Origin of the sequence: Streptomyces sp. TRM68367, from assembly GCF_014495685.1 — a bacterium.
In the GTDB taxonomy this organism is placed as follows: domain Bacteria; phylum Actinomycetota; class Actinomycetes; order Streptomycetales; family Streptomycetaceae; genus Streptomyces.
The window spans coordinates 229690-251387 of sequence record NZ_JACTVI010000003.1 but is presented as its reverse complement, the minus strand read 5'-3'; the positions used below and the strand labels follow the sequence as shown (position 1 = coordinate 251387).

Annotated in this window: 14 protein-coding genes and 4 pseudogenes; 6 read left to right on the top strand and 12 right to left on the bottom strand. The window is 72.4% G+C overall.

What is annotated here, in order from left to right; all coding sequences use genetic code 11:
* Positions 1–32: 32 nt before the first annotated feature.
* Positions 33–882 (bottom strand): annotated as a pseudogene (locus H8R17_RS03945) (SLC13 family permease).
* Between the two features lie 131 nt (positions 883–1013).
* Here H8R17_RS03945 and H8R17_RS03940 point away from each other — a divergent pair.
* The 3 genes and pseudogenes from H8R17_RS03940 to H8R17_RS03930 all read left to right on the top strand — a co-directional run.
* A pseudogene (locus tag H8R17_RS03940) lies at positions 1014–1325 on the top strand (FadR/GntR family transcriptional regulator); the annotation flags it as partial.
* 226 nt (positions 1326–1551) lie between these two features.
* Entirely contained in the window at positions 1552–3873 is a 2322-nt protein-coding gene (locus tag H8R17_RS03935) for a glycosyltransferase (protein ID WP_187821701.1), read from the top strand.
* The gene (locus H8R17_RS03930) at positions 3870–5126 is read left to right on the top strand and encodes an acyltransferase (RefSeq protein WP_187821700.1); all 1257 of its coding nucleotides are present in this window, start codon (positions 3870–3872) and stop codon (positions 5124–5126) included. The genes H8R17_RS03935 and H8R17_RS03930 overlap by 4 nt, the downstream gene beginning before the upstream one ends.
* 306 nt (positions 5127–5432) lie before the next feature.
* On the opposite strand, the gene H8R17_RS03925 is transcribed toward H8R17_RS03930, so the two are convergent.
* From H8R17_RS03925 to H8R17_RS03875, 11 genes and pseudogenes are all read right to left on the bottom strand, one after another.
* Positions 5433–6500: a MerR family transcriptional regulator gene (locus tag H8R17_RS03925; RefSeq protein WP_187821699.1), complete on the bottom strand. Its 1068-nt coding sequence runs from the start codon at positions 6498–6500 to the stop codon at positions 5433–5435.
* Between the two features lie 137 nt (positions 6501–6637).
* On the bottom strand, positions 6638–7252 hold the full coding sequence (locus H8R17_RS03920) for a hypothetical protein (RefSeq protein ID WP_187821698.1): 615 nt from the start codon (positions 7250–7252) through the stop codon (positions 6638–6640).
* A complete protein-coding gene (locus H8R17_RS03915; protein ID WP_187821697.1) occupies positions 7215–8036 on the bottom strand; it encodes an FkbM family methyltransferase in 822 nt (273 codons plus the stop codon). Before H8R17_RS03915 ends, H8R17_RS03920 begins: the two co-directional genes overlap by 38 nt.
* Entirely contained in the window at positions 8033–8254 is a 222-nt protein-coding gene (locus tag H8R17_RS03910) for a Trm112 family protein (RefSeq protein WP_187821696.1), read from the bottom strand. Before H8R17_RS03910 ends, H8R17_RS03915 begins: the two co-directional genes overlap by 4 nt.
* Positions 8251–9164 (bottom strand): annotated as a pseudogene (locus H8R17_RS03905) (hypothetical protein). The gene H8R17_RS03910 and the pseudogene H8R17_RS03905 overlap by 4 nt, the downstream one beginning before the upstream one ends.
* Before the next feature lie 24 nt (positions 9165–9188).
* A complete protein-coding gene (locus H8R17_RS03900) occupies positions 9189–9941 on the bottom strand; it encodes a bifunctional 2-polyprenyl-6-hydroxyphenol methylase/3-demethylubiquinol 3-O-methyltransferase UbiG (RefSeq protein ID WP_187821694.1) in 753 nt (250 codons plus the stop codon).
* Positions 9938–11503 (bottom strand): condensation protein, encoded by a 1566-nt coding sequence (locus H8R17_RS03895; protein WP_187821693.1) that lies wholly within the window; start codon positions 11501–11503, stop codon positions 9938–9940. The genes H8R17_RS03900 and H8R17_RS03895 overlap by 4 nt, the downstream gene beginning before the upstream one ends.
* 86 nt (positions 11504–11589) lie before the next feature.
* Positions 11590–15726: pseudogene (locus H8R17_RS03890) on the bottom strand (alpha-(1->3)-arabinofuranosyltransferase family protein); the annotation flags it as partial.
* Positions 15723–16499, bottom strand: a complete 777-nt coding sequence (locus tag H8R17_RS03885) for a class I SAM-dependent methyltransferase (RefSeq protein ID WP_316959303.1) — start codon at positions 16497–16499, stop codon at positions 15723–15725. The pseudogene H8R17_RS03890 and the gene H8R17_RS03885, both read right to left, overlap by 4 nt.
* A gap of 80 nt (positions 16500–16579) precedes the next feature.
* Positions 16580–17767 (bottom strand): glycosyltransferase family 4 protein, encoded by a 1188-nt coding sequence (locus H8R17_RS03880; RefSeq protein WP_187821690.1) that lies wholly within the window; start codon positions 17765–17767, stop codon positions 16580–16582.
* Between the two features lie 224 nt (positions 17768–17991).
* Positions 17992–18978, bottom strand: coding sequence for a DUF3068 domain-containing protein (locus tag H8R17_RS03875; RefSeq protein ID WP_187821689.1), 987 nt, complete (start codon positions 18976–18978; stop codon positions 17992–17994).
* Between the two features lie 202 nt (positions 18979–19180).
* On the opposite strand from H8R17_RS03875, the gene H8R17_RS03870 reads away from it, so the two are divergent.
* The 3 genes from H8R17_RS03870 to H8R17_RS03860 all read left to right on the top strand — a co-directional run bounded on the left by H8R17_RS03870 (position 19181) and on the right by H8R17_RS03860 (position 21696).
* Positions 19181–19333 carry a hypothetical protein gene (locus tag H8R17_RS03870; RefSeq protein WP_187821688.1) on the top strand — a complete coding sequence of 51 codons (153 nt, stop codon included), beginning with the start codon at positions 19181–19183 and terminating at the stop codon, positions 19331–19333.
* A 42-nt stretch (positions 19334–19375) separates the two neighbouring features.
* On the top strand, positions 19376–20635 hold the full coding sequence (locus H8R17_RS03865; protein WP_187821687.1) for a helix-turn-helix domain-containing protein: 1260 nt from the start codon (positions 19376–19378) through the stop codon (positions 20633–20635).
* 287 nt (positions 20636–20922) lie between these two features.
* Positions 20923–21696 (top strand): IclR family transcriptional regulator, encoded by a 774-nt coding sequence (locus H8R17_RS03860; protein ID WP_187821686.1) that lies wholly within the window; start codon positions 20923–20925, stop codon positions 21694–21696.
* Positions 21697–21698 lie beyond the last annotated feature (2 nt).

Genomic DNA, 21698 nt, shown 5'->3' with positions numbered 1-21698 from the left:
TGGTTCGCAGAATCGGTCCAGGGGGCCGGGGCCTATCCCCAGCCGGGCACGACCAGCGCCAGCCACACCACCGCCGGTACGGCCGCCACCACGATTCCTCCGTACACCATCAGCTGCCGGAAGAAACGCTCCCGGTCCACGTCCGGCGCCGCCGCCAGGACCAGCGCGCCGTTCGTCGAGAACGGGCTGACGTCCACCACCGTCGCCGACACCGCGAGCGCCGCCACCATGCCCACCGCCCCGATCTCGCCCTGCGCGAGGAACGGCACCGCCAGCGGGATCAGCGCGCCCATGATCCCCACCGAGGAGGCGAACGCCGACACGATCGCGCCGATGTAGCACAGCAGCACGGCGGCCAGCAGCGGGACGCCGATGCCGCCGACGCCCTCACCGGCCCACTTGATCGTGCCCATCTCGTCCAGCACGCCGACTACAAGCCGCCGGCCTGGGCGCCGTGCACCACCAGCGCGCCCATCAGCAGCGGGCTGATGCCGTAGCGGGCGGCGAAGCTCAGGGCGATCGGCGCGACGATCGCCACCGCGGCCGGGCTGACCGCGCCGATGGCCGTGAGCGCGCCGGTGAGCGCGAACATCACCCACGGGATCAGCGCCACCCGCCCCCGCACGAGCCGGACGGCTGCGTGCACCAGCCGGTCGGTGGTGCCGTTGGCCCGCGCGATCGCGAACAGGTAGGTCACGCCGACCAGGACGACGAACAGGTCGCCGGGGAAGCCGGCGAAGATGCCGTCCGCGTCGAGACCGGCGACGAGGGTGCCGACCCCGAAGGCGGCGGCGAAGGCGAGCGCGCCCATGTTGACGGAACGGGTCGTGGCGATGACGAACACCACGGCGAGGACGAGATCGAGATGAGTTCGGGGGACATACGGGCTCCCGTCTTTGGGCCCCGGAGCGGTTGCGGGTGCGGTTGGGCGGGGCTTTCCGAGTGGCTGAGTGGCTGAGCCACTTGGGGTGCAGGCCAGCGTGGGCCCGCCCGCGCCCCCCGTCATGGACGACATGGCGGCGGAGGTCGAGCAGGGCGGTCACGGCGTCGAGGGCGACCGCCTGTTCCACGCTGCGGTCACGGCGGCCGCCCACAGCAGCCTCCTCGCGGAGTTCATGCGCTCCATCGCCCAGCAGATCGCCGAGAGCCGCACCGAGTCCCTCCGCCAGCCCGGCCGCCCCACCCGCTCCCTGGCCCAGCATCACGCCATCCTCGACGCCATCGCCGACCGGCAGCCCCGCCAGGCGGCCGCCGCCATGCGCCGGCACGTCCGTACGGTCGCCAAGGTCCGCCTGCTGGACTGGGATCCCGAGGAGGAGCGGTAGCGGAGATGTGGGAGATTCGCGCCCGCGTCCGCACGCGGTCTCTTTGAGGTGTACACGTAAGGGCAATGAGGGTGTTACACCGCTGAAGATGTGGTGTCACCGCAACATGTGAGGCTACTGTGCCCAACGCCCCGTACCTCCTGGGGTGTTGCACCAGAACGCACCACAATCACAACTGACAACCAGGTCCACCCCCCCACATCCGAACAGGATTGGACCCACATACATGACCACCGAACTGAGGCGCCCACCCGCGCCCCGGAACGCTCTGGCCTGCCCGGCGCCCACTACGGCGCAGAGTCACATCCTTGCGGTCGGTGCACCCGGGCCCCGGCGCGAACGGCTCACGCGCACGCTCGAATCCACCGGCTACGCGGTCACCCACGCCACGCCCGGCGAGGTGGGCCGCAGGGTCGAGCAGGCCCCGCCCGACGCGATCGTCGCCCTCGACGGCCGCGGCGTCGAGCAGGCCGTCGAGGTCGTACGGGAGATACGCACCGCACCCCAGGCACACGTGCTGCCGCTTGTCATGGTCACAGCGAACGGGGAATCCGCCGGAGTCGCCCGCCTGCTGAACAGCGGCGCCGACGACTGCCTGCCCGAGTCGTCGGACCCCGTCGAACTGTCCGCGCGGATCGCCGCCAAGCTGCACCGTGTCCCGGTCCCCGTCGACCGGCTGCCGCTCGACCCGCGCACCGGCCTGTACTCCGCTCCCCACTTCCGCGAGGAACTCGACCGCGAACTGCGCCGCCCCGGACGCCCCGACGGTGTGCTCGCGGTCGTCGCGGTGGCCGAGGCCGACGCGCTGGAGGAGCGGTTCGGGGCACGGGTGCGGCGTGAGGTCGCCGAGCGGCTCGCCGGGGTCGCGCAGCGGCTGGGCAGCGGCTGCGACCGGCTCGGCTGGGACGAGGAGGGACGGCTGCTGGTCCTCATGCCGGGCGTGGAGGAGGAGACCGCGCGCCGTGCGCTGAGCGCGTTCGCGGTCGCCGTGGCCGGCACCCGGTTCGTCGTCGCCGACGAGAACGTGCGGCTGACCCCGGCGGTGGGCTGGCTGCCGCTCGCGGAGGCCGACGGCCACGGCGTGGAGCGGGCGGCCGACGCCGTCGCCGAGGCGCTGTGCCACCGCGATCTGCGCCCCGTGAGATACGAGCCCTGGATGCGGGCGACCGCTCCGCGCCGCCACGCCCGGGCCGTCGTACGGCCGCTGCTGCTCGCCCTCAACCCGCTGCTCGCGCTGCTGGTCGGCGTGGGCGTGCCGTTCGCGCTGTACGAGCAGGCGTACGCGTCGCTCGGCTGGGACGTCGCCTCGGCCGTGTACTGGGTCGTGGTCGCCGGTCTCGTCGTGTCGGCCGCGCTGATCCTGCTCGAATGCCTCTTCTCGCTCGACGCACCCTCCCGGCCGAAGGCACCCGGGCAGCCGTATCCGCCGGCGAGCGCGGTCATCGCCGCGTACCTGCCGAACGAGGCGGCGACGATCGTCGAGACTGTCGAATCGTTTCTGCGCCTGGACTATCCGAACGACCTGGAGATCGTCCTCGCGTACAACACACCCCACTCGCTGCCCGTCGAGGACACCCTGCGCGAGATCGCGCGCCGCGACCGGCGGCTCGTGCTGCTCCCGGTGCCCGGCAGCACCTCCAAGGCGCAGAACATCAACGCCGCCGTCACCCGCGTGCGCGGCGAGTTCGTCGGCATCTTCGACGCCGACCACCACCCGGCGCCGGACGCCTTCCGGCACGCCTGGGACTGGCTGTCGGGCGGCTACGACGTCGTGCAGGGCCACTGCGTGATCCGCAACGGCGACAGCTCCTGGGTGGCGCGGCAGGTGGCCGCCGAGTTCGAGGCGATCTACGCGGTCAGCCACCCCGGCCGGACCCGGCTGTACGGCTTCGGCATCTTCGGCGGCTCCAACGGCTTCTGGCGCACGGATCTGCTGGCCCGCACCCGCATGCACGGTTCGATGCTGACGGAGGACATCGATTCGACGCTACGCGCGTTGGCGGAGGGCGCGCGCATCGCCACCGACCGGACGCTGATCTCCCGTGAACTGGCGCCGACCCGGCTCAAGCCGCTGTGGAACCAGCGTTCGCGCTGGGCGCAGGGCTGGCTGCAGGTGTCGCTGCGGCACATGGTCGCGGCCCTGCGCGCACCGCACTTCACACGCCGTCAGAAGGCCGGATTCCTGGTTCTGTTGGGCTGGCGCGAGGTGCAGCCCTGGCTGTCGCTCCAGATCCTGCCGATCCTGCTGCACTCGGCCATCCGCGCGGGCGGCGCCGACCGCATCGACTGGGCGACGCCGGCCTGCCTGCTCGCGTTCGCGTTCACGCTGTCGGCCGGCCTGGTGCAGACGGCGTTCGCGTGCCGACTGGCACTGCCCGAACTGCGGTGCAGGTGCGGCTGGTTCTGGTGGTACGCGCTGGTGTCCAGTGTCTTCTACAACCATTTCAAGAACTTCGTGGCCCGGCAGGCCCACCTCAAGGAGCTGCTGGGGGACCGCCGTTGGCGCGTGACGCCCCGGGCGGCGGCGAAGGTGGTGGCGCAGCGATGACGAGCACGTCCACGTCCGCGGCCACCCCGACGAGCACCAGGGCGAGCGCCCCCGCGGCCACCCCGAAGCCGACCCCCGCGGGCTCCCGCAACCCCGAACTCCAGGGCTTCCGGGGCCTGGCCGCCCTCTCCACGGTGGTCTTCCACGTCTGGCAGCAGTACCACGTGTACGACGCGCAGGGCGCCCACCCGCCGGTCGGCGACCCGCACCTGGCCGCGCTGATCTCCCTCGAGGTCATCGACCTCTTCTTCGTGATGTCGGCCTACCTGCTCACCCTCTCCTACGCCCGCGCCGCCATCGACGGCGACGACCGGACCCGGCCGGGCAGGGACTTCCTGTTCCGCCGGGCGACGCGGATCCTGCCCCTGTACTTCCTGGCGGTCCTGCTCGTCTGGTCGCTGCGCAACCCGGAACTCCCCGGTGACTGGCGCGACCTGGTGGGACACCTGACGTTCATGCACGTTTTCGACCAGAAGCGGATCTTCTACACCCTGGGCCCGAGCTGGTCGCTGTCGCTGGAGATCGCGTTCTACCTCACCCTGGTCGCTGTCGGCCCGCTCGCGATCCGCGCCTGCCGCCGGCTGCGCACCCGCCGCGCCCGCGTGGCACTGTGCGCGTCGGGCTGCGCTGCGCTCTACCTGGCACCGGTGGCCTGGATCGCCGTCGCCCACCACCACCTCGGCATCCCGCACACCGAGTGGCCCGTCTACTTCGGCCCGCAGGCCCGCTTCGGCGGCTTCGCGGCCGGCATGGGCCTCGCCGTGCTGCTGGTGGCCCTGGGCGACCGGGGCCGCATCGGCGCGCGCCGGGCGACGGCGGCGGCCCTGGCCGCGGCAGCGGGCCTCTACGCCCTGTCGTACTTCTCCGAAGCGGAAAACATCTGGCACACCTACTACCATCCCCTGGCCGCGCTCCTCTGGTTCGTCCTCCTGTACTGCACACTGCACATCCGCACGTCCGGCCGCCCACGCTGGCACGGCCTGCTCCGCGCCAACTGGCTCACCGGCGTCGGCCTGGTCAGCTACAGCCTCTACATCTGGCACGAGCCCCTGATGCTGGCCCTGTACGACTCCGGCGCCCTGCCCCACTCCCGGGCCGCCTTCCCGCTGGCGGCCCTGATCGTCCTCGCCGCCGCGACCCTGGTCGCGACGATCAGCTACTGGACGGTGGAGTACCCGGGCAGCCTCCTGGCCCGCCTGCGTGACAAGAAGGGGCGACCGCGCGAGTTCTATCCGGAGCCGGCGGCACGGTGACGACGGCCCCGGCGATCGGTGGTTTCGCCGGTCGCCGGGGCGCTTCGACTACCGGAGGGGACAGTTCAGTTACCGGCGCACTCCGGACGGCTGGCGGCTGGAGGTTCACCGAGCGTGTGTATGAAGTGAGGTACCACGACCAGACCCGCTGACCGGCTCCGCGCCGCCCCGCACGGCCGGGGAGACCCGCTGACCCGGGCAGGCTCAGCGGCGCCGGGTCCCCACCAGCGTGGCCAGGTCCCCGGCGAGCGGGATCTCGATCGTGCGCAGTGCGGGGGTGATCCTGCCCCCGGGGACCGGTGTCCGTCAGGCCGCCGATGGGAGGACGGCCGCGATCACGCAGCTGATGTTGTCCGGGCCGCCCGCCTCGTTGGCCGCGTCGATCAGGGTGCGGACCGCCTCCTCCGGGGCCGGGGAGGAGGTGAGGAGCTCGCGGATGCGGGGCTCGCGGAGGACGCCGGAGAGGCCGTCGGAGCACAGGAGGTAGCGGTCGCCGGGGTGGGGCTCGTGGAGGCGGAGGTCCGGGGGCGTGGACGTGTCGCCCGTGAGGGCCTTGAGGAGGAGGGCGCGTTGGGGGTGGGCCTCCGCCTCCTCCGGGGTCAGGCGGCCTTCGTCGATCATCGACTGGACCATGGTGTGGTCGTGCGTGATCCGGAACAGGGCGCCGTCGCGCAGGACATAGGCGCGGGAGTCCCCGATGTGGACCAGGGCGAGCTGAGAGCCCGTCCACAGCAGGGCCGTCAGGGTCGTGCCGGCCTCGCCCGTGCCGTCCGCCGCGTCCCGGACCGCATCCGTCGCGCCCTGGATCGCGTCCTCCAGGAGGTTCAGGACGTTGCCCGCGGGCAGCTCCTCGGTGTCCAGAAAGCGCAGCGCCTCCACCGCCGCGCTGCTCGCGGGCGCGCCCGCCGGTCCGAAGCCGTCGGCCACGGCGAACAGCCTGCGGCCCGCGTAGGCCGTGTCCTGGTTGGCGGGGCGCACACGGCCCTGGTCGGTGTGGGCGAAGTAGCGCAGCTCCAGCATGGCGGTGTCCTTCCTTGGGCCGGGCTCGGCCGACAGGTGATCGATGAGGAGCGCGGCGAGATCACGCCGTACGGCCGTCTCCGCCTCGGCCCGCGCCCAGTAGGCACGGATCTCGCGGGCGGCCCCCGCCGGGTCCAGGGTGCACACCGTGCGGATACCGGCCAGCGGCATGCCCAGGCGGCGCAGCCATGCCACCAGGCGGGCCTGCTCCAGCTGGGCGGGGGCGTAGTAGCGGTAGCCGGTGTCCGGGTCCACCCGGGCCGGGCGCAGCAGGTCCAGCTCGTCGTACAGCCGCAGCGCCTTCGGTGACAGGCGGCACGCCTTCGCGAAGGCGCCGATCGTCAGCATGTCCATGGGCTTGTCCTGCCTCCCGTTCGTTCCGCTCTCGATGCTGGGGCTTCACCAGAGGTGAAGGTCAATTCGGGTGCGGCGGTTGCCCGCGACGCCGTTGACCTGCCGGGCGTTCATCTTGAGCGTGGTGGACGGGATCCTCACGGCTGCTGCCCGGCGCTGACCGCCGTCCGCTGCAACAGTCCCCACGTGAACTCGGCGACGACCCGGTGGGGCACGCCCTGTGCGTCGGGGGCCGTGAATGTCAGGCCGAAGCGGGTCGGTGCCGTGCCCTCCGACGGACGTGCCGGGGCGAAGGCGCGGGCCGCTTCGTCGACCGTGCAGGACCAGGGGGTGAGGTCGTCGAGGGTGCGCAGGGGCGGGGGTTCGGTGCCGGGCGCGCGGACCAGCCACTCGTTCCAGACCTGGCCGTTCGGGGCGAGCAGGACCTCGAAGCGCAGGTCGGGCCAGAGGGGGAGGGGCCAGTAGCGGGCCTCGCAGTCCAGGTCGCCGATGCGGCGGGACCATACCGACTCGGGCTCGCCCAGGATCGAGCGGTACCGCGAGAGAGCCGAGCGGGATCGCGGGGAGCGGACCATCGCCTGCCAGCGCCTGTTGGCCTCGCGCATGTCCGCGATCGAGGCACCCAGGGTGTGCCGGGCCCGCTCCACCAGGTCCTGATTGTGGTCGGCCATGCGGCGCAGCAGCACCAGCTGGAAGTCGAGCGGGGTGAAGGGGTTAGCGGGGCGTTTCGCGGGGGACGGCATGGGTCCCATCGTCGCGCACCAGGCTCCGGCCCGGTCGGCGGCCGTCGGGCAGGAAGAGGACCGAGTTGATGTACCGGGGGCGGCGGCGCAGCGGCAGGACGCGGCGCAGCAGGCCCTGCGTGACGACGTGGGCGGCCTCGGCCTGGTGGTCGCTGAGCGGGAAGGAGGCCAGCGGCACCCAGGTGTCGCCGGGCAGCACCCAGCCGTCGTAGCCCAGCACCGCCAGATACGTCACCACCGGCGCGATCGGCTGGATGCGGGACTCCAGCTCGACGAACAGGGCCGGCCGGTCGCGGGCCAGCAGGACCGTCGCCCCGCGCAGCACCGCCGGCTCGTTGCCGTCCACGTCGATCTTGATGAAGCCGACGTCCTTCAGGCCCAGCTCGTCCAGCGTCACGCACGGCACGTCGAGTGCGCGGCCGTGGATGTCCCGGCGTACGAGGGACGACACGCCCCGCGCGCCGGTGTCGTCCGCGGGCAGCCACAGCCGGGCGGTGCCGGGCCGGTCCGACGCCGCTGCGCGGACTACCCGCACGTTCGGCGGAGCCGCGTCCGACAGCAGCCGCGCCAGATGCGGCACCGGCTCGACCGTCACCACCTCGCGGGCGCGCCCGGCCAGGCGGTGCGTCCAGGGGCCGTACCAGCCGCCGACGTCCACCGCCGTGCCGGAGCCGAACGGACACAGGTCGGCGAGCCGGGCCAGCTCGGGCTCGAAGCGCGGGTAGACCGCTCTGGCCGCGGCGGCCACCAGGCGGGCGGGCAGGAAGGGGGCCAGGCGGGCGGCCAGCGTCATGGGGTCAACCTCTTGAGCAGTTCCTCGTGTTCGGCGTCCGAGACCTGCTCCCCGGAGGACGGCAGCAGCTGGGGAATGCCGTCGACGATCGGGTAGCGGCGGTGCAGGCGCGGGTTGTAGAGGGCCACGTCCCGCTGCCCCTGAGGGGCGAGCAGGTGCAGCGGGCCCTTGTCGAGCGGGCACGCCAGGATCTTCAGCAGCGGGTCGTCGGGGTTCATGGTGGTGTCAACTCCTTGGCGCCGATGGAGGGTTGAGCGCGGTGTCGTGCTTCGGCATCGACAGCAGTACGGCGACCGCGAGCGCCGTGCCCGCCACGCGCAGCGCAAGCCGCAGCGGCTCCTCGGGCAGCGCCTCGCCGAACGACAGCGTGCCGAGCACCGCGGTGTACAGGCTGGTCACGGTCGTGCACACGGGCACGATCAGCGAGGCCCGGCAGCGTTGCAGCGCCGCCTGCGACATCACCAGGCCGAACGCGCCGGTGAAGAGCAGCAGATACGGGTACGGGGAGCGAAACAGGTCCAGCAGGGCGCCGCCGATCCCGCTGGTCGTCAGGTAGCTCGACACACCCTTGATGGCGAGGGAGCTGACGCCGTAGAGCAGGCCCACGGCCACGCCGTACTCGACTCCGGTCGTCGGCATCCGGTGCCTGCGGCGGGCGCGGTGCTCGGCGGAGTTGTACAGCCAGACCCCGGCCGCCAGCGAGGGCACGCACACCAGCAGGATCAGCGGGTACGGGGCCGCCTGGCTGACGGTCTCCCCGCCGTCAGGGCCTTCCCGCAGGGACAGCACGACCATCAGCAGCGCGGCGAGGATCGCGGCCAGCGCGTACCGCTCGCGGCCGGAGGTCTCCTCGCCCAGCAGCCGGCTCGACAGCAGCACCAGCAGTACCAGGCCGGAGACGAAGATGCCCTGTGCGGCGGCGATCGGCAGCGTGCGGTAGACGACGAGCTGGGCGGCGAAACCCGCGGCGAGCGCGAGCGAGCCCCCGATCCACAGGGGGCTGCCGAGCACCAGCCGCAGCAGCCGGGCGGGCCGGCGGATCGACACCTCGGGCAGGGAGGTGAGCGCCCGTTTCTCCAGGACGAAACCGAGGCTGTACAGGGTGTTCGCCAACAGGGCCGCGGCCACTCCCCACCACATGAGCGACGCCCCCTACGTCTTTCGTGCGTGCAGCAGCAGGATCGACGCGAGCGCCGGCCGGGCACAGGCCAGCCGGTCCAGCGGGCGCAGCGGGCGCGGTACGCCGTGGAAGGGGGCACCGGCGACGCGTACAACGTCGAAGCCGGACGCGGTGACGAACTCCCGCAGCGCGCGGGCGGTGTAGAGCCGCAGGTGACCGACGACCTCCGTGCCCGGACGGCCGTGGATCGCGCGCAGGCTCACCTCGGAGAACACGGGCTGTACTCCGGCCAGCAGGAGCGCCCGGTTGTACCAGGCGGCCAGGTTCGGGGTGGACAGCATCAGATGGCCCCCGGGGCGCAGGACCCGGCGGATCTCGTCGAGAGCGGAGTCCGGGTCGACGAGGTGCTCGACGACCTCACTGAACAGTACGGCGTCGGCGGAGCCGGCGCGGAAGGGGAGGCCGCCGCCGGTGAGTTCACCGCGGACCGCGTGGGGGACGTGGGCGCGGGCGCGTTTGAGGGCGTCCTGGGACCAGTCGACGCCGATGAGGCGGTGGCCGCGCAGGAGGGGGGCCGCGGTGGCTGCTGCGGTGCCGTCGCCGCACCCGATGTCGAGGATCGTGCGGGGGGTTCCGGCAGCTTGTCCTTCGCCTGCCGGTTCCAGGGCTTCGGCGAGCATACGGGCCTGGCGGAGGCTGCGGGGGGTGCCGGAGGCGACGGGGACGGAGGGGTTCTCGTAGAAGTCGCGGAGGTCCTTGGGGGGTGAGGGTGCGGTGGTCGTCATGGGTTCACCTCCGTCGGCTCTGTCCGTTGTGCCGGTTCGGTGGTCTGCGTCGTCTCCGTCGTGTGCAGGTAGTGCTCGAAGAGATCCCTGAGGTGGGCGCCGTCGCCGTGGCTGAGCAGGGCGCGGGACCAGCGCAGGGCCAGGTGGAGGCGGCCGGCGGTGGAGGCGGTGGTGACGGTGAGGCCGCGGGGCATGCGGGCGGGTGCGGAGAACCAGACCGCGTGGGCGCGGCCCGCGTCCTCGCCGAAGTCCAGCGGGTACGGGATGCGGCCGATGTTGCTGAGGAGTGTGGTGGAGGTCCAGGGGGCGGCCGCCCTGCGCAGGACGCGGGTGAGCGCGGCTCGGCAGCCGACCGGGGCCCAGGGGGCGGTGAGGAGGGCGGCGCCGTGGCCGAGTTGGGGGCGGGGGAGGGACTTCAGTGCGCGGGTGCGCTCCGCGGTGCGGCGAAGGAGGGAGGGCATGTGGGTGTTGGTCAACTCGTCCGGGGCGAAGGGGACTTCGACCAGTCGGGTGCCGTTGCCGATGGGCATGGTGGTGTCGCGGGGGCGGTCGTCCACGGGCATGGTTATGCGCAGGGGGCGGGGGTGGGCGCCGTGTTCTCTGTTCCAGTGGGCGATCGTCAGGGCGGTGGTGACCATGAGCTGGTCGTTGACCGTGTACGGGGAGCCCTTGGGGCGGTGGGGGAGGGGGAGCTCGGTGACGAGCATGCTGTTGCCGGGGGAGGGTTCGGGGGTGCCGGGGGCTACCCGCGCGGGGCGGGACCAGTTGGAGGGGACGTCCGCTGGCTCTTGCGGAGTTCGCGGAAAACGTACGGGGGGTGCTGCGGGGGAGTTGTCCCGGCCTCCGTACAGCTCTGCTGCTGTAGCGAGGACGCGGAGGCAGGCCGGGCCGTCCAGGGCGGTGTGGTTGATGGTGACGCAGAGGACGGTGCCTTTGCTGTGGGCGGGGTTGCCGTGGGCCGGGGGTGGGTGCGCTTGCCCGCGCTGGCAGGGTGCCTCCCCCACGCTCGAACGAGCTCGCGCGGGGGCACCCCCATCGCCCACCCGTGCCGCCCCAGCGGCACGACTGCCCGCAGCTATGTGTGCCCCAGCGGCGTGGCTGCTCGTAGCTGTGTCGGGTTCGGGCCCTGTTGCCTCTGCGGTCGCTTCGCCGACCGCATCCATTGCCTCGCTGCCCTCCGCCGGGCCCGCGTCCTCCACCACCTCCAGCCTGATCGGGGGTGACATGGACAGAGGGGGTGCCTTCGTCAGTGCGCGGGTGCGGGCGTCTTGCAGGGCGTGGGAGCCCGCCGGGAGGAAGGTCACCACCTCCACGTCCGGGGTCTCGGTCAGTTCCCACTCGTAGCGGCGGCGATACCACGGGCCCGCCGCCTCTCGCATCAGGATGCGGGGATGGCGTTGCAGGGCCTGTGTGAAGGCCTTGCGCAGCCGGGTCGGGTCGAGGCGGCCCGGCAGGTGGACCTCGATGTGGACCGTCTCCGGTTCCTCCTCCTGGAGGCAGTGCCGGGCCACCTCGTCCACGACCGGGAACGGCACGCGTTCGGGTGTGGTCGGCGCGGTCATACGGGTTCACCCCCCGTTCGGTTTCTCCTGGGCAGTTGCTGCGTCGGCGCCTCCGGGGCTGCGGCCGGCGGAACCCCCGGCTCCCGCCCCCTCGTCTCCCGCACGCTCACCAGCCCCGCGAACAGGCCGGTCAGCGCAAGGAGTTGGGCCGTCGGGCCGAACGCCCCCTGCTCCGCCCCGACCGGCTCGCCGGCCCCGATTGCGGCAGCGACCCCCGCTCCGGTCAGCGCCAGGAACGCGATCGGCACCAGCAGCGTGTGCCGCCGCCACGTCAGCAACGCCAGCGCCGGCACCAGCAGCGCGAACCAGCCCGCGATCACCGCGCCGACCAGCGTCAGCGCCACCGTCCCGAGCCAGAACCCGGGAGGCGACGGCACCGGCTGCGGCTCGTCGGGGTTGTCAGCGCGCCGCCGCCACAGCGCCAGGCCCAGCACCACGGCGATCCCCGCCCCGCTGCCGATCAGCGCACCGTCGTAGGTCGTCGCCGGTTCGTACGACAGCTTGACCGCGCCGCCCGCCCCTGCGGGGATCCGCCAGCCCTGCTGCCAGCCGTCCAGCCGTACCGGCGTGAGCTCGCGGCCGTTCAGCGTGGCCTTCCAGCCGTCGTTGAAGTTCTCGTACGTCGTCAGGTACGAGGCCGCGCCCGAGCCGACGCTCACCTCGCGGCGGTCGCCCAGCCAGTCCCGTATGCGCAGGTCGCGTCCTGCCGCGGGGGCCTCGGGGACCGTTCCGCGGGTCAGCGACACGTCGGTCAGCGCCAGCGGGCCGGCGTCCCCGGCCTCCAGGCGGTGCGTGCCCGAGGACAGCTCCACCTCGGCGTTGTCGCGGCCCTGTTGGCACAGCGTGACGTCGACCGCGCGGCGCTCGACCAGGTCCCGTACCGTCCCGCGCGCGCTCGTCCGGTACAGCTCGCCGTCCAGCGACACCACCGGCCCCTGCCCGCACGGCAGGGAGAAGGGCCGCGAGTCGCCGGGCTGCACGGTGCGGTAGTCGTCGCCGAGCGCCGGGATGTACGCCTCGGTCAGGCCGACCGGCAGGTTCAGGTCCTCGTCGGCGACCGGGTTGTGCAGGGTCATCGGGGCCGTCTTGGTGACGGTGATGTCCAGCCGGTCCGTGGTGATCGGCTCGAAGCGGGTCCAGCCGTTCTCGTCGACGGCGGTGATCGCCGCACCGCCCGGGGAGCTGATGTGCACCTCGGTGGCGCGGGTGGACAGGCCGCCCGCCGGGGCCAGCACCAGCTCGTCGATCTCCCGCGCGCCGTTCCAGCGCAGATGGACCGTCGGCCGGTCGCCCGCGATCCACGCCGTGGTCAGGTCACCGTCGGTGAGGTTGCGCGCCGACAGTCCCGCGCCGAGGGTCGCCGTGGAGTCGGCGGTGGCGGTGATCCGGTTCTGCTGCTCGGGGGCCACCTGGTACAGCAGCCGGTCGAGTTCCGCGCCGCCCACCGGCACCGCGCTCGCGCGCATGTCGTACGTCCCCGCCGTCGGCGTGCTGAACCGCCGGTGCAGGCCCGCCTCGGTGCCGGTCGAGGACAGCCCGGTCGGGTCGGGGGTGCGGTGCAGGGAGATCAGCGAGGCGGCGGCGTCCGAGTCGTCCGCGTCGGTGGGCAGCCGCAGCAGGCGGGTCACCTGGACGTTCGGCAGGCCGATCTCGGAGAAGCCCGCTCCGGCCAGGCCCGCGCGGCGGGACACCGAGTCGGTGATCGTCAGCCGCATCCAGGCCGTCGCGCCCTCCGGCGCCCGGATCGTCTGCGTCTGGCCGTTGGGCCGCAGGAAGCTCGTCACCGAGCCACGCTCCGTCTCCACCCGCACCCGCGTCGCCGCCGCCCGCACGCTCTCCTGCGGCAACGGCGTGACCTTGAAGGAGGACGGCATGTCGTAGGAACCGGTGAACCCGATCCGCAGCCACTGCCCGTCCGCCGAGCCCGGCACGCCCTCCGACCCCTCCGCCCATGCGGTGTCCGGGTTGCCGTCGAAGGCGTTGACCGGGTCGAACTGCGGGAGATGGAACAGCCAGTTGCCGTACGAGGAGGCCGTCACCGAGCGGGCGCCGCGCAGTTCGGAGACCGTCTGGTGGCTCAGGCCCTCGGTCGGCAGGATCTGGCGCGGCTTTTCGCCGGGATCCTGCTGGGAGTCCGGCGCGTTGCGCCCGTCGCGCGTGTACGTGTACGAAGTGTTGGCGTTGACCAGCCCGAACCGGGTGTCCGCCCGTCGCATGCCATCCCCGACCACCTGGAGCGGCGGTGAGCCGACGCCGGGGTGGTTGTCGCCGGTGAGGACCGTCGGCCGCCCGCGCAGCTCGGACGCCAGCGGCAGCAGCGCCTCGGGCCCGCCGGAGACCACGGCTGTGTCGGCGAGCGGGGCGAGCCCGGCCTGGCCCGGCCTCGGGATGTCGTCGCTCTGCGGCTTGTAGATCTCCACGGCCCGCTGCCGCGGATACAGGCCCTCGACCTGGAGCGGCGTGTCCGGCGCGATCCGCCCGCCGGTCAGCACCGGGCCGAGGCCCGTGACCCGCTCGTACCCGGACTGTTCCAGGGTCCGCTTGACGGTCGTGGTCGGCACCTGGCCGATCTGGTCGGGGTCGAGGTCGCCCCGGACCACGACGTAGTACAGGCCCGCCCGGCTCAAGTAGTCGGCCAGTCCCGGCACTTCGGCACCCGATGTCAGTGCCTGCTCCACGGCGTCCATGGCGCGCCGGTTGCCCGCGGTGCCGAACGGGACGTAGTCGCGCTGCGCCCAGCGGGACTCGGCGACCACGTCGAGGGGCTGGTCGATGGGCGAGCCCCAGGTGTAGATGCCGTGCGCGGTCGCCGGGACGACCAGGGCACGCGAGTCCGGCGAGTACTTCTCCAGCCAGTCGGCGGTGGCCGACCAGTACTTCGGGATCTGCTGGAACGAACCGGAGCTGAGGATCGAGCCGTTGAGGTACGGCCACAGCAGACCCGGCAGGATCAGGATCGCGGCGAACAGCGGGGCCAGGCTGCGGCCCCGCACCGCGCGGGCGCCGCGCGGCTCGGCGGCCACGCCCACCAGGTGGGCGATGCCCAACACGAGCGCCAGGGCCAGGCCCGTCTGGAACTTGTAGATGTTGCGGAACGGCGACAGCCAGCCGTCCAGCCAGCCCTGCACAGTCTCGTGGAAGGGCGCGCCGAACGCCCCGCCGTACCCGGCGAGCAGCACAAGCGCCGCCACCAGCAGCGTCAGCACCAGCCAGCGCCGCTCCGGCATGTCCCGCCGGGCCAGCCCCGCAAGACCGAGCCCCGCCGCGAGCGCCGAGCAGACGATGACGACCACGGACGAGGCCACGGTCCATCCGGCGGGCAGCCACGCCTGCCCGAAGTGCAGATAGCCCACCCAGTTCCCGGCACCGCGCAGCGCCTCCGTCGCCGACATGGTGTCCGTCGTCGTCCGCGCGGTCTCGATGTAGGGGAGGAAGTTCTCGCCGTGGATGCCGAGCAGCAGCAGCGGGATCCACCACCACGCCGTCACCACGATCACCGCCGGCGCCCACCAGGCGATCAGCTTGCGCTGCCGGGGACCGGGCGGCCGGGACAGCAGATACAGGCCCACCGGTAGCAGGGACGCCAGCGTCGAGGCCGCGTTGACACCGCCCATGAACGTCACGAGCAGCGCGGACCGCAACGCCGCGACCCGGGCGGCGTACCGCTCGTTCGTCAGCGGCAGCAGTACCCACGGCACAAAGGCACCCGGCAGCGCGGCCGCCGACGTCGACCCGACGACGGTCGTGAACACCGGCCACAGCGCATACGCCACCGCCGCGAGCAGCCGGGACCCGCTGCTGCCGATCCGCAGCCGCTCGGCCAGCCGCAGCGCCCCCCAGAACGCGACCGACACGACCAGCGACAGCCACAGCCGCTCCGTCAGCCACACCGGCAGCTGGACGAGGTCGCCCAGCCAGTAGAAAGGCAGCATCGGCCACAGGTAGCCGACGTACTGGTCCTGGATCCCGCCGAAGGACCCCCGGTCGTGCCACAGCTGCCCGAGATCCGCCAGGAACTGCCCCGGATCGACGGTGACGCCGAGCTTGGTGTCGAAGGTCTGCCGCCCCGGCTGCACCGCCAGGAACAGCACGAACGCCACGGCCCAGAACCCCAGCAGCCAGCGCAGCGACCGGGGGCCCTCCGCAGGGCCCGACGCGGGCGCGGGGCTGGGCACGGCTGCCGGGGGAGGAGCCTGGACCGATGCCGTGGGAGGGGCCGTCATCGTTGACACCGCCGGAGGACGAGGAGGAGGTTCCAGGTGGCGACCTCGCGGATCCCGGGCGCCTTGACGACGGTCTCCGCGAGGAACGGCCAGTAGCGGGAGCGCGCCGAGACGATCCGCACGTCGTCCCGGGCGCGCACCTGCCGCAGGGTGGGTCCGATGTGGTGCGCGAACAGGTTCTCGCCGAGGGCGTGCTTGGTGGGCCTGCCGGTACGGCGCCGATACCGGGCACGCGCCCGCTCGGCACCGAAGTAATGCCACGGGGCCCACTCGTGCCCGCCCCACGGCGACAGCCAGTTGGTGAACGACACGTAGATCAGCCCACCGGGCCGAGTCACCCGCGCCAGCTCACTGAGAAAGGTCTCCGGATCGGCCACATGCTCCAGCACGTTGGACGAGAAGGTGACGTCGGCAACCCCGTCGCCCAACGGCAACAGATACCCGTCGGCGATCACGGCCCCGTCGGGCGGCTTCTCACCCAACTCACCCACATCAGGCTCGAAGAGATAGGCATCGGCGCCCCGTCGACGAAACTCCTCGGTGAAGTACCCACTACCCCCACCGACGTCCACAACGGTCCGCCCCGCCACGGCCTCGCCGTAAGCCTCGACCTGATCGACAGCGTCACGGGCAAGAAGCGAATAGCAACTCTCAGGGTCGTCCTGCTCATGCAGAAAGGCACGGAAGAGAGCGAGGGACCGCCGCAGCGACGGATCTTTGGGGCGCCCGTGCACCGCAGCGCCCCAAAAGGGGCGCGGGGCTGTGTCTGATATGCGGCTACCGCCGCGTGGGCGCGACAAGCCACAACGAACCCGCAGCCGCGAGACGACCGAACCCACCCGGCGAGTAGGCGTCACGGCGCCCAGCCCCTCACCGCCTCAGAGGCCACCGCCCGGAACTGTCTCACCGTACGATCCCACCGAAACCCGGCAGCCCGATCCCGCGCAGCCTTACCCATCAGCTCCCGCCGATGCCCGGACAACGCGAGCGTGCACCAGGCGGCAGCAAACGACGACTCACCCCGCGCAAGAATCCCGGTCTCACCGTCGACCACGGAGTCACGAAGCCCCGGCACATCAAAGGCAACCGCCGGAGTCTCCCGCGCCGCAGCCTCCGTCACCACGAGCCCCCACCCCTCAACAGCCGAGGGATGCAGCAACAACCAGGCAGCGCACAGCAGACGATGCTTCTCCGCCTCCGGCACATGCCCCGTGAACTCCACGTCGGGACCGGCGAGTTGCTCCAGCCGTTCCCGCTCGGGCCCGTCACCGACGATCAGTAACCGCCCGCCGGTCACCGGCCGCACCCGCTCCCACAACCGCAGCAGCAGATCGATCCGCTTGTACTCCACGAGCCGGCCCACCGCGACGAACAACGGATCGGGAGACCGATCGGCCCGCGGCCCCGGCTCCTCCACCCCGTTGTGCACGACCCGAATGCGCTCCCGCTCGACACCGATCGCCCGCAGCGCATGCGCCGTCGACGGGGACACGGCAACCACCAGACTCCGCCGCTGCGCCCCGGTGAGCGCCCAGTGCTCGAGTCTTCGCCCCAGCCGCGCGGCCGGCGCCAACGGCCCGCCGAACCGCATCCGCCAAAGGTCGGTGTGCACATGGTTGACCAGACACAGCGTGGGCCCGTGATGCCACAGCGGCGCCAGGTACGGCATGCCGTTGCACACCTCGACCAGCAGATCGGTCTCACCGACCTGCCGGGCGAAGGCCGACCGGGCGCGCAGATAGTGGCCGTAGGCGCCGCCCGCCGACACGACCCGGTAGTCGCGGAAGGCCGCCGGTCCCCCGCACAGCAGGGTGACCTGGTGGCCGAGCCGGGTCAGCCCGTCGGCGAGCCGGTCGACCAGCAGCTCGGAACCGCCGGCCGAGGGGTTGCCGAGGTCCCGGTGGGCGAGGAAGACGATCCGGCGCGGCTGTGGGGGGAGCGCCGGGGGGTGCTGCGGCGCGCGGGGAGACGCGGCGCGGTGGAGGTCCCCCCGCTCGAGCGAAGCCGAGAGTGGGGGAGGGGACGGTACGTGCTGGGGCATGGGTGCTCCAACTCGTGTCAGGGTGCGGAACTCAGCGTGGGCAGGCAGGGGCACTGGGTGACGATTTGACCCGCGGTGCGGCTTTCTGTGGGGGGTCTGAGCTCTTCCTGGGAGGGGGGTGTGGACAGCTTGTGCTCGGGTGGGGTGGACAGTTTTCGCTTGGACGTTCGCCACGGCTACTCACCGGCGTGACAATTTCCGGCTTTGTTGGAGCTGATGTCGCATCACATCGTGAGCGCGGGCTCGGGCGTCTGAGACGGTTCCGGACCCATCCGGTCCTTCCGCCCGCGCGCCACCAGAACGCCACCCACCACCACGAGCACGAACCCCGCCACACCCGTACCGACCGGCAGGGTTGTGCTCACCATCCGCAGCAGCCCGCTGTCCTTCTTCGCCTGGTCCACCGCGAACTTCTGCGTCGCCGGGGTGAACGCCAGCTTCCGGCTGTCCAGCAGCACCGCCGCGTCCTCGTCGCCACCCGGCGCGCGCAGCGTCCGGCGCGGACCGGTCTGGGCGTACAGCACCCGGCCCGTGGCCTGGTCGACGACCAGTTCGACGCCGTGGTTGGCGTACCACTCCTCGGCCAGCACCTGCGGCCGGTCCGGCTCGTCGACCAGGGCGCCCGGGACCAGCCGCGTGCCGGTCTTCGTGGCCGGAACCTGCGCCACGAAGCGCATCCCCTCGTACCCGCGGATCTTCTCCCGGCCGTCGTAGCGCAGCACCACCGTGTCGCCGAGCGTGTTGTCCCACCAGCGGTACGACCGTTCCTGCACGTCGAACGGGAACTTCAGGTACGCCTCGCCCTCGATGTACGGCTCCTCGCCGCAGCAGTGCACCGGCCGGTTGGTCCTGCGGTCGCTCACCCAGCGGTGCGGGGTGAACTCCAGCGCGTCGTGCGGATCGGCCGCCGGCAGCGACTTGTTCGTGTCGACGGTGGTCGTCACGTCCCACACGGCGGCGCCGCTGCGTTCACTCTCGGCCACATTGGCGCGCACCCGCTGAGTGACGGTGATCTTCTGGTCCGGCACGGTCTCGACCTGTTCCACGTCGAAGACGCTGCCGGTGCCGGTGTATTCGGCGGTGGTGTCGATGTCGATCGGATTCACCGCGGCCCGCGGCGTGACGTACCACGCCAGCAGGGGCGCGAGCGCGAGCAGGAAGGTGCCGAGACCCAGCAGGATCAGGGAGAAAGGTGAGGCGGTCCGGCGCATCCGGGCACTCCAGGGGCTTGGGGCGGTTCGACGTACGGATGGTCGACGCCAGGAGGAAAGTGCGCGTGCGGTATGGGCCGGGAACCGTAGGCGGCTCTTGACGAGGTGTCAATGCTTGTCGACACTGACCCGCAGGCAGGGGTGGGACGCCCGGGTGGGGCCGACCTGCGGACAGGCTCAGGACAGAGAGGCTGACCCTGCGATGTCCAGACTGCTCGCCGCCGTGCTGACCGTCGCGGTCGCCGCCGCCCTCGCGGTGGGCGCCGCCCTCGGCATCGTCGCGGTGCTCGAAGCGACGCCCGACCAGCCGAACACACCCCTGATCACCTACGAGCGAGCCGGCCAGGGGAGTTGACCGGTGCGGAGCCGCACCGGCTGTAGCGCCCCGGAGGGGAAGTTGAAAAAGGCGCCGGCTGCCCGTACGACCGTCGCCGCGCGCTCGGCCTGGCAGGACGTCCCGCGCCTGAAGGTGCGCCGGTTCGCGGCGATCGCCATGGCCGAGGCGCCCGAACTGGCCGAGGAGATCCTGCGCGAGATCCGCCGCGAGTACCCGCACCTGCCCGTCGTCCTCGACGACTCCGGCGAGCCGATGGCCCTCGTCGGCATCCGTGGCGCCATCGAGGTCTTCGTGCAGCACCTGGAGAACTCCGACCACTCCGCGGGCCGCCCGACCGTGCCGCCCGGCGTGTTCCAGGAGTTCGGCCGCGGCGAGGGCCTGCACGGCCGCAGCCTGGACTCGCTCCAGGCGATCTACCGCATGGGCGTACGGCTGGCCTGGCGCCGCTTCGCCGAGATCGGCCAGCGCGTCGAGATCCCGCCGCCGGCGATGTACGAACTGGTCGACGCGGGCTACGAGTACCTGGACGGCCTCGTCGACCAGTCCGTGCGCGGCTACGCCGAGGCCGCGGCCCGGCAGGCCGGGGAGCGGCTGCGGCTCCAGCGCCGCCTGATGGAACTGCTCCTGGCCGAGCACCACCACGGCGAACCGGCCGAGGCGCTGACCGAGCGGGCCGCCCGGATCGGCTGGCACCTGCCCGAGAAGGTCGCGGTCGGCGTGCTGCTGCGCCCGGCGCGGGAAGCGGTGGCGCCGGCGGTCGGCCAGGGGGTCCTGCTCGACATGGAGTACGAGCAGCCCCGCATGGTCGTCCCCGATCCGGATGCGGCAGGCCGGCCGGAACTGCTGCACCGGGCGCTGACCGGCTGGTCCGGCGCGATCGGCCCCCCGGTCCCGCTGGCCGACGCGGCGAAGTCGCTGCGCTGGGCCGAGGCCGCCGTACGGCTCATGGAGCGCGGCCTGCTGGCCTCCGGCGAGGTCCTCCACTGCACCGAGCACACCGAAGCCCTCGTTCTCCTGGAACCGCAGGAACTGATCGACGACCTCGCCCTGCGCTGCCTGGCCCCCCTCGCCCACTGCGGGCCCACCCACGGCCGGCGCCTGGCGGAAACCCTCCTGGCCTGGCTGGAGACCCGCGGCGGCGCCCCCGAGGTGGCCGCGCGCCTCGGCGTCCACCCCCAGACGGTCCGTTACCGCCTGCGCCAGATCCGCGAACTGTGGGGCGACGAGATAGACGACCCGGACCGCCGGTTCGAACTGGAACTGGTCCTCAGGGCCCAGCGGCTGCGCGGGAAGCTGCGGGCGGGGCGGGAGCGGGGCTGAGCCGGCGCCCGGTCAAGTGGACCGCGCCTGGCCGCGGCCGACCAGCACCATGAACGCAGCGGCGGTCATCGCGACCGACGGCACGCCGCCCCCTCCCCCTGCTCACCCCCTTCCCCTGCCCGCCACATCCCCGCTGCGGGAGTCCGTACACGCCGTGTGATTCGAGGCCGGTGTGCGTCTGCCCATTGCCCGGGCAAACGGAGTATGACTAGCCTGTGTTCGTCATGCCGATCGCCTGTTGAAATTTCGAACGCAGGCGCCTGAAAGATATAGGGAGGGAGCCGGTCGTGGGACGCCTCGTACCAGCTGTGACCCGGGCTCTCGACATTCTGGAGCTCTTCCTCGACGGGGACGGCAAGCTCTCCGCCCCCGACATCGTGCGCAAGCTGCAACTGCCGCGCACCACCGTGCACGAACTGGTCACCACGCTCGCCGCCCGGAAGTACATCGTCCCGGTGCCCGGCCAGCCCGGACGGTACCGGCTCGGCGTACGGCCGTACCAGCTCGGGGCCCGCTACGCCGAGCAGCTCGACCTGGCCGCCGAGGGCCAGCAGGTCGCCCGCTCCGTCGCCGAGACCTGCGACGAGACCGTGCACGTGGCGATCCTGGAGGACACCGACGTCATCTACATCGCCAAGGTCGACTCCACGCACGCCGTGCGCATGGTGTCGGCGGCCGGACGCCGGCTGCCCGCGCACTGTACGTCGGTCGGCAAGATGCTGCTGGCCTCCCTTCCCGAGCAGGAGCTCGACGCGCGCCTTCCCGAGGACGCCGCACTGGTCGCGATGACTCCGAACAGCATCACCGACCCGGCCGCCCTGCGCGAGACCCTGGCCGAGATCCGGCAGCGGGGCCTCGCCGCGGAGAACCGCGAGTCGAACCCGGACGTGAGCTGTGTCGCGGCGCCGGTGCGTGACCGTACCGGGCAGGTGGTGGCCGCGCTGTCCATCTCCGTGCCCATGATCCGCTGGAGCGAGGACCGCCGCGCGGAGCTGGAGCAGCTGGCCGCGAAGGGCGCCGCCGAGCTGTCCGAGCGTCTCGGCCACCGGAGCGTGGGGTGACG

Excerpts from the sequence above, each read along its gene's own strand:
- H8R17_RS03935 (WP_187821701.1), top strand. The coding sequence starts at position 1,552 with ATGACCACCGAACTGAGGCGCCCACCCGCGCCCCGGAACGCTCTGGCC.
- H8R17_RS03930 (WP_187821700.1), top strand. The coding sequence starts at position 3,870 with ATGACGAGCACGTCCACGTCCGCGGCCACCCCGACGAGCACCAGGGCG.
- H8R17_RS03925 (WP_187821699.1), bottom strand. The coding sequence starts at position 6,500 with ATGGACATGCTGACGATCGGCGCCTTCGCGAAGGCGTGCCGCCTGTCA.
- H8R17_RS03920 (WP_187821698.1), bottom strand. The coding sequence starts at position 7,252 with ATGGGACCCATGCCGTCCCCCGCGAAACGCCCCGCTAACCCCTTCACC.
- H8R17_RS03915 (WP_187821697.1), bottom strand. The coding sequence starts at position 8,036 with ATGACGCTGGCCGCCCGCCTGGCCCCCTTCCTGCCCGCCCGCCTGGTG.
- H8R17_RS03910 (WP_187821696.1), bottom strand. The coding sequence starts at position 8,254 with ATGAACCCCGACGACCCGCTGCTGAAGATCCTGGCGTGCCCGCTCGAC.
- H8R17_RS03900 (WP_187821694.1), bottom strand. The coding sequence starts at position 9,941 with ATGACGACCACCGCACCCTCACCCCCCAAGGACCTCCGCGACTTCTAC.
- H8R17_RS03895 (WP_187821693.1), bottom strand. The coding sequence starts at position 11,503 with ATGACCGCGCCGACCACACCCGAACGCGTGCCGTTCCCGGTCGTGGAC.
- H8R17_RS03880 (WP_187821690.1), bottom strand. The coding sequence starts at position 17,767 with ATGCCCCAGCACGTACCGTCCCCTCCCCCACTCTCGGCTTCGCTCGAG.
- H8R17_RS03875 (WP_187821689.1), bottom strand. The coding sequence starts at position 18,978 with ATGCGCCGGACCGCCTCACCTTTCTCCCTGATCCTGCTGGGTCTCGGC.
- H8R17_RS03870 (WP_187821688.1), top strand. The coding sequence starts at position 19,181 with ATGTCCAGACTGCTCGCCGCCGTGCTGACCGTCGCGGTCGCCGCCGCC.